Consider the following 11,269-nt stretch of genomic DNA (forward strand, 5'->3'; position numbering starts at 1 on the left):
CGTCCATTGGACATGAAGAACGGGCGCGGCAGAGACCCGCACCGGGATTCTCACGGGCCAGCTGACCGAGCCCGGCTGGCGGGCGTAACAGTCCGGGGGCGGCGGCACGCGGCCGCCGCCCCCGGACCGGGCAGTGGGTCAGGCGATCCGGTAGGCCCGCTGGATCGTCTGCGTCACCGTGTTGCCGGCGGTGTCGGTGGCCGTCAGGCGCAGCGACACGAAGCCGGGCTGCCGCGGGTGGGTGATGCGGGCGACGCCCCGGGTGACCGGCAACGCCGCCCACGTCCGGCCGTCGTCGAAGGACGCGGAGACGCCGAGCGTGCGGTTCGGCGCGGCCGTCGAGCCCGCGTGCCGGTCGAGTGCCACCGGGATGGTCATCGTCCGGCCCGCCCGGGCCGTGTTGGTGTCGTCGAGTACGGGCGTCGGCCGGGCCGTCGTCAGGGGCAGCCGCTGCGGCGTCGACGTGTGCGCCGAGGTGAAGGTCCAGGCCACCGAGACCGACGTCGACAGGGTGTCCGGGGCGCCGCGGGTGGCGGTCGCCTCCAGGGTGTAGGTGGCCTTGCCGGCCGGCACCTGGAACTCGGCGAACGGGCCGTCGGCGGTGGCGATCTCCTCACCGTCGCGCGACAACCGGAGGCGGATCGGCACGTCGTAGCGGCTGCCGGGGCGGCCGGTCGCGTCGCCGAACAGGGGCGGCTCGACGACGATGAAGTCGCCGTCGCGGCCCGCGTACCCCAGCGACGCCAGGGCCGGGGCCCCGTTCATGGTGGGCCCGAAGGGCGCCGCGTTCCAGGTCTGGGTGTACGTCCGGCCCGGCTGGAAGGTGGACTCCTGCGTGGTGAGGTTCTCGCCCTCCAGGAAGGTGGACGTCCAGACGAGTCCACCGTCGGTGTTGTAGTACTCGGTGGCGCGGAACGGCAGGTCGATCGACGTGTTCGAACCGATCGGGCCGCCGGCGGGGGAGGCCGCCCGGTGGAAGCGGACCGCGGTCGCGGCGGTCGACTGGCTCCGGTAGGTCGCCTTGACGGTGGCGAGGTTCTCCGCTGAGAGCTTCCTGGTCAGGCCCGTGAACATGTCGCCCTGGCGGACATACGCCAGGTCGTAGGTGTAGGGGCTGTTGCGGAAGGTCCGATCGGGGCCGGGGCGGGCGAGCCCGATGCCCAGCATCGAGGTGAACTCGGGGGCCGCGACGGCGGGCCCGATCCGGCCGAAGAAGACGTCCGCGAACGACGCCCCGCTGAGCCCCACCCCGGGGTAGCGGATGCCGTCGTCCCAGTTCGCGGTCACGTTGATCGCCAGCGGCGCGGCGTCCGGCTGGGGCACGGTCAGCGAGACCGGTCGGGCCGTACGGGCGTCCAGCGCCTGGGTGAGCGGGCCGCGCACGTCCAGCACCGGCTGCGCGAGCAGGGTGGAGGCGGTGCCCTCGTGGATGGTGCTGTACAGCGCGTAGCGGCCCTTGGGCAGCCGCATCGTGCCGCCGCCCGGCTGCCCGGCCAGCTTGGTGAACTCGCCGGTGCTGAGGTCCGCCGCCGTGGTCTCGTACTCGGTGGCCGGTGCGCCGTCGCGCCCGGTGTGGTCGAGCCGGACGTCGTAGCTCTCGATCTCCCGGTTGAGCGCGAACGGCGTCCGTACCCGCAGGTCCCCGGCGCCGGTGGCGGTCAGCGCGCCGTGGTAGACGCCGTCGGCGGCCTCCACCCGGGTGTCCACGGTGATCGTCGCCTCGGCGTGGCCGCCGGCCGGCACCACCAGCGTGGTCGGGCTGACGGTGATCATGCCGGCCGGGGTCGGGCCGACGGCCAGCGACAGGGTGACCGGCGTGGTGCCGGTGTTGCGGTAGCCGACGACCCGCGTGATCGGGGCGTCGTCGGCGTGCGGCCAGCGCTGCACCGGGAAGTCGATGACGGCGGTGTCGGAGACGACCGGCTGGGCGACCGCGCGGCCGATGTCCAGCCGGCCCGCGCCCTGCTCGTAGCGGCTGGCGTCGCCGGCCGGCTCGGCCGAGTTCATCAGGGCGGCCTTGAGCTGCCGGCCGGACCAGTCCGGGTGCTGGCCGGCGAGGATCGCGGCCGAGCCCGCCACGTGCGGGGTCGCCATCGACGTGCCGGACAGGGTGGCGTAACCGCCGCCGGGGGCGGCCGCCTCGATGTCGACGCCCGGCGCGCTGATCTCGGGCTTGATGTGGTTGTCGCCGACGCGGGGACCCCGGCTGGAGAAGTACGCCCGCTGGTCGTCGGCGTCGACGGCGGCGACGGCGAGGGCGTCGTCCGCGGAGGCCGGTGAGGAGACCGACTTCGGCTTGCCCTCGTTGCCGGCGGCGGCCACGAAGAGCGTGCCGTAGCGGTGACTCAGGTCCTGGACGGCGGTCTCCAGCGGGTCCAGAACCGGCGTGTCGACGCCGCCCACGCTCATGTTGACCACCCGAGCCCGCGACGCGGCCCACTCCATCCCGGTGATGATGTCCGAGTCCAGGCAGTCGTAGGTGGCGCAGACCTTGCCGACGACCAGCTTCGCGCCCGGCGCCACGCCGCGGTTCCGGCCGCCGGAGGCGGCGCCGCTGCCCATGATGGTCGACGCCACGTGGGTGCCGTGGCCGACGTCGTCCCCGGGATTGTCGCCGCCGGTGAAGTCCCGGACCTCGGTCAGGTGCCCGGCGAAGTCGGGGTGGCCGGCGTCGATCCCGGTGTCCAGCACGCCGACCGTGACGCCGCTGCCGTCGAAGCCGGCCTGCCAGGCCGCCGGGGCGCCGATGTGCGGCACGCTGTGCTCCAGGGCGACCCGGCGCTTGCCGTCCAGCCACACCCGGGTGACCCCGGCGGCGAGCGTGCGCTGCGACGGCGTACCCCGGGTCAGGGACGCCCAGAGCGCGGCCCGGTCGTCCCGGCCCGCCCGCACGGCCAGCGCGTCGGCGGCGGGCAGGTCGGCCCGCACCCGGGCGGCGTCGTCGGCGGCGGACCGCGCCCGCGCCGGCTTGTCCTTCGGGTACGCGACCAGCAGCGGCAGCTCCGCCGTCCGGTCGTCGTAGCCGAACTCGCCGAGCGTGGTGAGGTCGAACAGCCGCCGGTCGAGTCGCCCGTCGCGCAGCAGCGGCACCGCGTCGACCGGGACCACGTACCGGTGGCCCCCCTCCTGGCTGGTCACGAACCGCATGCCGGCCCGTCCCGGTCCCCGCTGGATGTCCAGGTGACCGCCGGCGTCGAGCGACACCCGATCCCCGGTGACCAACGTGAAGGTGCCGCGGGGTCCGGTGACCCCCCTCGCCTCCGGCCGCTCCTGCGCGTCCGCCGGGGGAGCGGTCAGGCCGGCCACCGTCAGCGCGGTCGTGAGCACACCGGCTGTCAGGGCGCGTCGTTGCCGTCGTCGCACATCGTCCTCTCCGCCACGGGCCTTTCCCGGGACGGCACGATGACGCCTGGACCGGTCGGCCGGTTGATCATCCGATGTGTGACGGTGCTCACATTTGTGCCCGCGCGGCTGCGTTCGGGGTTCCCCGCCGGGTTGCATGCGGCGGTGATCACGGGACGAGGCGTCGGGGGACAGTGGTCAGATGCGTGACGCCGAAGAGTTCGACGCGTTCTACGCGGCCTGCGCGGGCCGGATCGTGGGTCACGTCTACGCGCTGACCGGCAACCGCAGCGAGGCCGAGGATGCGGTCGCCGAGGCCTTCACCCGGGCCTGGCAGCGCTGGGCGACGGTGCGGGAGGCGGACAGCCCGGAGGCGTGGGTCCGCCGGGTCGCCTCCCGCGCGGCGGTGAGCAGTTGGCGCAAGACCTTCAACCGGGTCCGGGCCCACCGTCGGGCCGCCGCCGTCGACCAGAGCGTGCCCGGACTCAACGAGGATCACGTCGCCCTGTTGCAGGCGCTGCAACAACTCAGTGCCAACCAGCGCCGTGCCGTCGTGCTGCACCACCTGAACGATCTCAGCGTCGCCGAGGTCGCGGCCGAGATGCAGGTGCCCGTCGGGACCGTCAAGTCGTACCTCGCCCGGGGCCGCCGAGCGATGGCCGGGATGCTCACCGAGGCACACCAGGAAAGGGCCTCCCATGGTTGATCCGCACGACCACCTCACGGCGATCGCCGACCGGGTCCAGCGAGTCACGACGCTGCCCGCGGCGCAGACGTTGCGCCGCCGCGGCGACCAGCGTCGGCGCCGTCGGGCGGCCGGCTACGGCCTGGCGCTGTCCGTGCTGCTCCTGGCCGCTGCCACCACCCTGCTGCCGGGGCGGGACCAGGCCGCGCCGCCGGACCGTACGGTCGAGCCGGCCGGCCCGGTCCCGCCGCCGGTCGTCGCCGCCCCGACCGCCTCGGCGGGACCGGAAGAGATCCTCGCCGGCCGGCGGCAGGTGCTGATCGTGGTGCCCGGCATGGGCGGGGCGGCGTTGGCGATCGGCCCGGACGACGACCGGGTGCGGGCCACCACCGAGCGGGGCGTCGACGACCGGGCGCTGTGGGTGCTGCGCCCCGAGGGGGACCGGTTCCGCATCGTGCTGGCCACGCCGGGTGGCACCGGGGAAGCCTGCATGACCGTCGTGCACGACGCCGCGCCGGGCAGCGTACGCGGCCGGGCCTGTGACCCGGCCGCGCAGACGCAGCTCTTCACGATCGAGCGGGTCGCCGACGGGAGCTGGTCGATCTTCCACGGCCGGCGCTACGTGCAGGTCGTCGACGGCACCAACGCCCTCGTCCCCGACCTGCCCGAGGCGCTCACCACCACGTACGAGTTCCAGGACCGGGGGCCCGCCGGGGCCTAACCGACCCGCTTCCGGCCGCGTCGGGCCAGCCGTACGCCGAACCCCACCACGGCGATGACGAGCAGGCCGCCCAGCAACTGGAGGCCCGGCGAGTCGTCGGCCTCCCCGTACACGACGGCGGCGACGCCGAGTGCGACGGCGAGGACGGCGACCAGGGCGAGCAGGTACTTCATCGGGTTTCTCCTTCTTCGTCGACCCATTCGAGGAGGTCGCCGGGCTGGCAGTCGAGCACCCGGCACATGGCTTCCAGGGTGCTGAAGCGCACGGCCTTGGCCCGGCCGTTCTTCAGCACCGCGACGTTGGCCGGGGTGAGGCCGACCCGTTCGGCGAACTCGCCCACGCTCATCTTGCGTTTGGCCAGCTGCACGTCGATGCGCACGACGATGGGCATCAGATCACCGCTTCCATGTCGGTGCGCAGCGTGGTGGCCTGGCGCAGCAGCGCGCGCATGACCACCATCAGCAGCCCCAGCACGGTGACGCCGATCGTCATGAGGAACAGCAACAGCGGGAGCCCGGGGTCGTTCGCGTTGAACCCGACGTAGAGGAAGACCCCCACGAGCACCACCCAGGCCGCGGCGATGGCCCACACGATCGCGTCCACCCAGGCCAGGGCGGCCGGGGTGAAGATGCGGTCGTTCTTGACCAGGGTGAGCAGCTTCCAGGTGGCCACGATCACCACCTGGACGCAGAGCACCCAGAACACCGTCACGGCGGTGGCCGGCCAGCGCAGGTACGCCATGTCCGGCGACTCCCGGGCCATGTGGGCGAACTGGCCGGGCAACGACATGGTCTGGAACAGGACGAGCACCCCGAACAACAGCACGAGGAAGATCCTGAGGGCGGTTACCGCCCGATGAGCCGTAAGCATGCATCGACTATCACTCGTTACCTATCGAAAGTCAATAGGCGCTGGGTGGACTGCCCGTCCGGATGACGCGCGTCTCGGCTGAACCGGCAGGGGTCGGCCTGCGGCGGAATGGGGCGTGCGGTTGGCGTCGTGCGTCCGGTGTGCCTCGCCGGCCTGGCGAGCGGCAGTCAGTGAGCGGTGCCGTGTCCGGTGCGGCTGATCAGCAGCAGGTCGCCAGATAGGACCGCAGATCCGCGAGGGCGGCGAGGGCGCCGTCGCGGTCGGCTCGGTAGAACACCGTCTTGCCGTCCCGCCGCGGGGTGACGACACCGCCGCGGCGCAGCAGCATCAACTGCTGCGACGCCGTGGCCTGGCTGATGCCGATCCGCTCGGCCACCTCACCCACGGACATCTCGGCGCCACGCGCGAACAGCATCATGATCCGCTGCCGGGTAGGGCTGCCGAGGGCCTTGAGGAACTCCTGCTCAGCGCACACGCCCGGGTGACGCTGGCGACCCGCGCGCCGGGTCCGGTTCCTGCCGCAGCGCATCCGAGGCCGGGACCTGCACCACTGGCTGCGCGTCACCGGCGGTGACCGGCTACCGCGCGCGGTCGTCACCCGGCTCGTCCGGCATGCCACGGTGCTGGACACCGGCCGCTACCGCGACGCCATCGCCGCAGGCGAGCTTCCCCGGCGGCAGATGTTCCTCCGCTTCACCGCGGACGGCGTCGGGCGTGCCCCGGCAGGTGGGCGGCATCTCCACCACCCACCCCGGCCTGGTCTACCTGGGGCTGGAATTCCAGCGTTCCTTCGCCTCGAACACCCTGCGCGGCGTGGGACGCGACGCCGCGCACGTCATGGCCGCCCTCGCCGCGCGCGTGGACCGGCGTCCACGCTTCGTCCGTCGGGTGCGTCCCACTGCATCCGGTGCCCAGCGGTCGACGTCGCCCCGGCGGACGGATGGAGCCACGGACGGTGCCGGTGGGTGACGGCGATGGGGAGCGACGCCTCGCCGTCCTCCGCGGAGGCGATCATCGACATCAGTGCCGTTGTCAGGGGTCAGCGTCTGCCGGCGTAGCGGACCACCCGCTGCGCCATGTGATCGAGGGCGGCGAACTGCACCTGGGTCAGCGGGTCGGTGTTGTTGCCGCCCGTGCCGTGCGAGACCCCGTAGGGGTTTCCGTCGGCGAACTTCAACGGGTCGGTGTAGCCGGGCGGCACGATGACGCCGCCGAAGTGATAGATGGTGTTGTAGAGCGCCAGCAACGTCGCCTCCTGGCCGCCGTGGGCCGTCTGCGCGGCCGTGAAGCCCGCGTACACCTTGTCGGCCAGCAGACCCTGCACCCACTGCGGGCCAAGCGTGTCGAGGAATTGTTTGAGCTGGCTGGAGACGTTGCCGTAGCGGACCGGGGTGCCGAACAGCACGGCATCAGCCCAGACGACGTCATCCGCGGTGGCCTTCGGCTCGTTCTTGGTCCGGTCGAAGTGTTGGCTCCATGCCGCGTTGGAGGCGATGGCCTCCTCGGGAGCGAGCTCGGGACACTGCCGAAGGCGGACCTCAGCGCCGGCCTTCTGCCCCGCTTCGGCCAGGCGCTCGGCCATCGCATGGACGGTCCCGGTAGCCGAGTAGTAGATGACGGAGAGCTTGACGCTGGTCATGGCATTTTCTCCTGGTGTGGCTGCCACCCGCAGGGCAGCTGGTTGGCTCAGCGAGTCCCAGCGTATGCGCCTTTCGCGGCGCTTAGCGACGATTTCACCGCATCCTCCTTGATCGGAAATGACGGCGCACGGCCTCGGCCGGATGACTCCGTCGCACCCATCGGAAGACGGGATCGTGGTCGGCTGCACGAGGCGCGGTCAGGCGGGTGTGACGGGTCGGCCAGCGGGTCAGGCCGGCGTCCAGATGTCGCCGTGCGCGGCGACCAGCGCGTTCGCCGCGGCGCGGCAGGACGCGACGAACGAGTGCACCAGCGGCGAGGTCTCGTCCGTCCGCCAGGCCACCGTCATCCGGACGCTGAGCCCAGCGGTCGCTCCGGGTGTCCGGCAGATCGTCGACGCGGAGGGCGCCCGCCGCGGCTGAGCCCCGGACCGAGCGCGGCGACCGCGTTGCCGGGAGCGGCAGCGCGGGGCACCGGGGTCAGGGGATCGGCCACTCGTGGACCGGTCGGTTGCTGTGCATCAGGTCCACGTAGTGGCGGACCACCTCGCGCAGCGCCGCCGGCCGGTCCAGGTGGTCGGCGGACTCCAGCCGGTGCAGCGTCTCCACCTGCCAGGTGGCGCCGTTGCGGCCGGTCAGACAGCGCTGCTCGATGATGGCGAGCAGCCGGTCCCGTTCGGCCGGGTCGAGCCCCCAGCGGTCCAGCCCGTGGTACGCCAGCGGCAGCAGCCGCCGCAGCACCAGCTCGGTGACCGGCAGGTAGCCCAGGCCGGGCCAGAAGACCTGCGCGTCGATGCCGTGCCGGGCGCAGTTGGTGAAGTTCTCCTCGGCGGCGCTGAACGACATCTGCGACCACAGCGGCCGGTCCGACTCGGCGAGGGCCCGGACCAGCCCGAAGTAGAACGCGCCGTTGGCGACGGTGTCCAGCACCGTCGGGCCGGCCGGCAGTACCCGGTTCTCCACCCGCAGGTGCGGCCGGCCCTTGAGCACGTCGTACACCGGCCGGTTCCAGCGGTAGATGGTGCCGTTGTGCAACCGCAGCTCGGCGAGCTTGGGAACGCCCCCCTCGGCCAGCGCCTTGGCCGGGTCCTCCTGGTCGCAGACCGGCAGCAGCGCCGGGAAGTAGCGGACGTTCTCCTCGAACAGGTCGAAGACGTTGGTGATCCAGCGTTCGCCGAACCAGACGCGGGGGCGTACCCCCTGGGCCTTGATCTCCTCCGGGCGGGTGTCGGTGGCCTGCTGGAACAGCGGGATGCGGGTCTCCCGCCACAGCTCCCGACCGAACAGCAGCGGGGAGTTGGCGCCCAGGGCCACCTGGATGCCGGCGACGGTCTGGGCGGCGTTCCAGTAGTCGGCGAACTGGGCCGGGCTGACCTGGAGGTGAAACTGGGTGCTGGTGCAGGCCGCCTCCGGGGTGATGGTGTCCGCGGTGACCGCCAGCCGCTCCACCCCGCTGATGGCGATCGGCAGGTCCTCCCCACGGGCGGCGAAGATCTGCTCGTTGAGCAGCGCGTAGCGCGGGTTGGCCGAGAGCGTCCGCGCGGTCAGGTGCTCCGGGCGCAGGGTGGGCAGGATGCCGATCATGACCATGTGCGCGCCGACCGTGCGGGCCTTCTCCTCGGCGGCGTTCAGGCTGGCCCGGACGTGCTCCTCGAACTGCGCGGTGCCGGTCCCGGCGAGCCGGCGGGGCGCCACGTTGATCTCCACGTTGAACTGGCCCAGCTCGGTCTGGAAGGCCGGGTCGGCGATGGCGGCCAGCACGTCGGCGTTGCGCATCGCCGGCATGGACTCCTCGTCGACCAGGTTCAGCTCGATCTCCAGGCCGGTCATCGGCCGCTCGACGTCGAAGCGCGACTCGCGCAGCATCTCGGCGAAGACGTCCAGGCAGCTGCGGACCTTCTCGCGGTAGCGGGCCCGGTCCTCCCGACTGAACGTGCGTACGCCGACGTCCTCGCCCATGGTCACCACCCTGTCACCGTTGGTCCCCCTAACCTCGCATGCGACAGCGGGGCGGGGAAGACCCGAAGGGCTCTTTACGTACCCATCCTGGCCCGGGTGATCCCCGTCGCGCCGTACGTCGTGCCGGCCTCTGCGGGCGACCGGCTCGTTACCATGGCCGGATGCGTGAGAAGACGACCCGGTTGTTCGTGGCGGCGGCGATCGCCGAGGCGTGCTCCTGGCTGGCCCTGCTGGCCGGGATGGCGGTCAAGTACGGCCCGCCGGCCAACGAGATCGGGGTGCAGATCTTCGGGCCGGTGCACGGCGCGCTCTTCGTCGCGTACGGACTGCTGGTGCTGGCGGTCGCCCGGCTGCACCGCTGGGGCCTCGGGACGACCTTCGTCGCGCTGGTCTGCGCGGTCCCGCCCTTCGCCACCCTGATCTTCGAGCGCTGGGCCCGCCGCCGCGGCCTGCTGCGCACCGCCGCCGAGCCGACCCGCCCGCTGACGTCGGTCGGCTGACCCGCCCGCCGGTCGGCGCTCACCCGGCCAGGAACGCGGCCAGCTCCGCCGCCAACCGCTCCGGCGCCTCCTCGGCCATGTGGTGCCCCGAGTCGATCGACGCGGCCCGCAGGTCGGGCGCCCACCGCCGCCAGATCGCCACCGGGTCCCCGTACAGCGCGACCATGTCGTCCCGCTCGGACCAGCAGAACAGCGTCGGACAGCCGATCCGCCGCCCGGCGGCCCGGTCGGCGTCGTCGGCCGCCCGGTCCGGGCCGAGTCCCGCCCGGTAGTCCTCGCACATCGCGTGCACGGTGGCCGGGTCGTGGATCGCCCGCCGGTAGTCGGCGTACGCCTCCTCGCCCATCCGCTCCGGCGAGCCGCCGTACCAGGCGTCCGGGTCGGCGTTGATCACCCGTTCGGCGGGCTTGTCGAGCTGGCCGAGGAAGAACCAGTGCCACCACGCCGCGGCGAACCGGGCGTCGCAGCGCGCCAGGGCCTCGCCGATCGGCACCCCGTCGAGCACCGCGAGCCGGCTCACCCGCTCCGGGTGGTCCAGCGCCGTCCGCATCGCCACGTAGCAGCCGCGGTCGTGACCCACCACCGCCGCGCGCCGGTGGCCCAGCACGTCGAGCAGGCCGACCACGTCGGCCGCCATCGCCCGCTTCGCGTACCCGGAGTGGTCGTCGCCGCCGGGCGGCTTGGACGACCCGCCGTACCCGCGCAGGTCCGGGCAGATCACCGTGTGCCGGTCGGCGAGCAGCGGCGCGACCCGGTGCCAGGTCGCGTGGGTACGGGGATGCCCGTGCAGCAGCACCACCGGTGGACCGGACCCGCCGTGCCGCATCCGCAGCCGGACCGGGCCGACGTCGATCTCCTCGAGGGTGAATCCGGGGAACATCACTGCCCGGTGCCCGCCCGGACGGCGGCGGAAACCGTCAGCCGGTGACGAACGACCAGACGGCGATCCCGGCGACCAGCACCGCGCCGAGCACCGCCTGGAGCAGCAGCGGCGGCCCGAGGTGCGACCAGACCGTGGCGGTACGCGGGGTGAGCAGCTGCCCGGTGGTGACGTTGACGATCCGCTCCACCCGGGGCGGCAGGTCCTGGTCGGGCTGCGGGCGCAGGGTCAGCTGCACGTGGTCGGCGGGGTGCAGGGCGCTCTGCGGCAGGTGGCCGTGCAGCTCCACCTCGTAGATCAGGCCGGTGCCGTCGCGTACCCGCAACGGGGTGACCAGGAACTCCGGCCCCTTCTTGAGGTCCTTCCAGCTCCGGCGCGCGCCGCCGCCCCCGGTGGAGAGCAGGGTGCGTACCAGCAGCATCAGCAGCCCCACCACGCTCGCCGCGGTCAGCACCGCGACCAGGACCGGCTGCCCCACCTTGATCTCCCGGGGGTAGCCCTCCAACAGCCGCACCACCCGCCCGGTGAGGATCCGCTGGGTCGGGCGTACCACGCGGATGTGCAGGTCGCTGTCCATGTTCACCACCGAGAGTCCGGATGCGTGCACAGATGGTATCGGCACCCCGGGTCGAACGGCGTGAATGAACCGACGTCACGCTCGACCGTCGACGGAGG

Annotated in this window: 13 protein-coding genes; 4 read left to right on the top strand and 9 right to left on the bottom strand. The window is 72.9% G+C overall.

Translation table 11 applies throughout. The features are described from left to right. Positions 1-138: 138 nt before the first annotated feature. Positions 139-3,327, bottom strand: coding sequence for a S8 family peptidase (locus V6U79_RS04610; RefSeq protein WP_334526008.1), 3,189 nt, complete (start codon positions 3,325-3,327; stop codon positions 139-141). 217 nt (positions 3,328-3,544) lie between these two features. On the opposite strand from V6U79_RS04610, the gene V6U79_RS04615 reads away from it, so the two are divergent. Both V6U79_RS04615 and V6U79_RS04620 read left to right on the top strand, forming a co-directional pair. Then, positions 3,545-4,048 (top strand): SigE family RNA polymerase sigma factor, encoded by a 504-nt coding sequence (locus V6U79_RS04615; protein WP_334526011.1) that lies wholly within the window; start codon positions 3,545-3,547, stop codon positions 4,046-4,048. Next, the gene (locus V6U79_RS04620) at positions 4,041-4,748 is read left to right on the top strand and encodes a hypothetical protein (RefSeq protein ID WP_334526014.1); all 708 of its coding nucleotides are present in this window, start codon (positions 4,041-4,043) and stop codon (positions 4,746-4,748) included. The genes V6U79_RS04615 and V6U79_RS04620 overlap by 8 nt, the downstream gene beginning before the upstream one ends. Here the strand turns inward: V6U79_RS04620 and V6U79_RS04625 are convergent. The 4 genes from V6U79_RS04625 to V6U79_RS04640 all read right to left on the bottom strand — a co-directional run bounded on the left by V6U79_RS04625 (position 4,745) and on the right by V6U79_RS04640 (position 6,093). Continuing rightward, positions 4,745-4,921 carry a hypothetical protein gene (locus V6U79_RS04625; protein ID WP_334526016.1) on the bottom strand — a complete coding sequence of 59 codons (177 nt, stop codon included), beginning with the start codon at positions 4,919-4,921 and terminating at the stop codon, positions 4,745-4,747. The genes V6U79_RS04620 and V6U79_RS04625 overlap by 4 nt on opposite strands. Next, positions 4,918-5,139, bottom strand: coding sequence for a helix-turn-helix domain-containing protein (locus V6U79_RS04630; protein WP_334526018.1), 222 nt, complete (start codon positions 5,137-5,139; stop codon positions 4,918-4,920). The genes V6U79_RS04625 and V6U79_RS04630 overlap by 4 nt, the downstream gene beginning before the upstream one ends. Continuing rightward, positions 5,139-5,573, bottom strand: a complete 435-nt coding sequence (locus tag V6U79_RS04635) for a DUF2975 domain-containing protein (RefSeq protein ID WP_334526020.1) — start codon at positions 5,571-5,573, stop codon at positions 5,139-5,141. The genes V6U79_RS04630 and V6U79_RS04635 overlap by 1 nt, the downstream gene beginning before the upstream one ends. A 244-nt stretch (positions 5,574-5,817) precedes the next feature. Next, the gene (locus tag V6U79_RS04640; RefSeq protein WP_334526022.1) at positions 5,818-6,093 is read right to left on the bottom strand and encodes an ArsR/SmtB family transcription factor; all 276 of its coding nucleotides are present in this window, start codon (positions 6,091-6,093) and stop codon (positions 5,818-5,820) included. 239 nt (positions 6,094-6,332) lie between these two features. On the opposite strand from V6U79_RS04640, the gene V6U79_RS04645 reads away from it, so the two are divergent. Then, positions 6,333-6,587, top strand: coding sequence for a hypothetical protein (locus V6U79_RS04645; RefSeq protein WP_334526024.1), 255 nt, complete (start codon positions 6,333-6,335; stop codon positions 6,585-6,587). A 70-nt stretch (positions 6,588-6,657) separates the two neighbouring features. On the opposite strand, the gene wrbA is transcribed toward V6U79_RS04645, so the two are convergent. Together wrbA and V6U79_RS04655 are read right to left on the bottom strand one after the other, a co-directional pair. After that, positions 6,658-7,257, bottom strand: a complete 600-nt coding sequence (wrbA, locus tag V6U79_RS04650; protein ID WP_334526026.1) for an NAD(P)H:quinone oxidoreductase — start codon at positions 7,255-7,257, stop codon at positions 6,658-6,660. Between the two features lie 478 nt (positions 7,258-7,735). Further along, entirely contained in the window at positions 7,736-9,214 is a 1,479-nt protein-coding gene (locus V6U79_RS04655; RefSeq protein ID WP_334526028.1) for a glutamate-cysteine ligase family protein, read from the bottom strand. Positions 9,215-9,375: 161 nt separating this feature from the next. On the opposite strand from V6U79_RS04655, the gene V6U79_RS04660 reads away from it, so the two are divergent. After that, positions 9,376-9,714 carry a DUF3817 domain-containing protein gene (locus tag V6U79_RS04660; RefSeq protein WP_334526030.1) on the top strand — a complete coding sequence of 113 codons (339 nt, stop codon included), beginning with the start codon at positions 9,376-9,378 and terminating at the stop codon, positions 9,712-9,714. Positions 9,715-9,733: 19 nt separating this feature from the next. On the opposite strand, the gene V6U79_RS04665 is transcribed toward V6U79_RS04660, so the two are convergent. Both V6U79_RS04665 and V6U79_RS04670 read right to left on the bottom strand, forming a co-directional pair. Beyond that, positions 9,734-10,594 carry an alpha/beta fold hydrolase gene (locus V6U79_RS04665; protein WP_334613595.1) on the bottom strand — a complete coding sequence of 287 codons (861 nt, stop codon included), beginning with the start codon at positions 10,592-10,594 and terminating at the stop codon, positions 9,734-9,736. Between the two features lie 37 nt (positions 10,595-10,631). Beyond that, positions 10,632-11,180, bottom strand: a complete 549-nt coding sequence (locus tag V6U79_RS04670; RefSeq protein WP_334613839.1) for a hypothetical protein — start codon at positions 11,178-11,180, stop codon at positions 10,632-10,634. Positions 11,181-11,269 lie beyond the last annotated feature (89 nt).

Origin of the sequence: Micromonospora psammae, from assembly GCF_036902725.1 — a bacterium.
In the GTDB taxonomy this organism is placed as follows: domain Bacteria; phylum Actinomycetota; class Actinomycetes; order Mycobacteriales; family Micromonosporaceae; genus Micromonospora.

Excerpts from the sequence above, each read along its gene's own strand:
- V6U79_RS04615 (WP_334526011.1), top strand. The coding sequence starts at position 3,545 with ATGCGTGACGCCGAAGAGTTCGACGCGTTCTACGCGGCCTGCGCGGGC.
- V6U79_RS04620 (WP_334526014.1), top strand. The coding sequence starts at position 4,041 with ATGGTTGATCCGCACGACCACCTCACGGCGATCGCCGACCGGGTCCAG.
- V6U79_RS04625 (WP_334526016.1), bottom strand. The coding sequence starts at position 4,921 with ATGAAGTACCTGCTCGCCCTGGTCGCCGTCCTCGCCGTCGCACTCGGC.
- V6U79_RS04630 (WP_334526018.1), bottom strand. The coding sequence starts at position 5,139 with ATGCCCATCGTCGTGCGCATCGACGTGCAGCTGGCCAAACGCAAGATG.
- wrbA (WP_334526026.1), bottom strand. The coding sequence starts at position 7,257 with ATGACCAGCGTCAAGCTCTCCGTCATCTACTACTCGGCTACCGGGACC.
- V6U79_RS04655 (WP_334526028.1), bottom strand. The coding sequence starts at position 9,214 with ATGGGCGAGGACGTCGGCGTACGCACGTTCAGTCGGGAGGACCGGGCC.
- V6U79_RS04660 (WP_334526030.1), top strand. The coding sequence starts at position 9,376 with ATGCGTGAGAAGACGACCCGGTTGTTCGTGGCGGCGGCGATCGCCGAG.
- V6U79_RS04665 (WP_334613595.1), bottom strand. The coding sequence starts at position 10,594 with ATGTTCCCCGGATTCACCCTCGAGGAGATCGACGTCGGCCCGGTCCGG.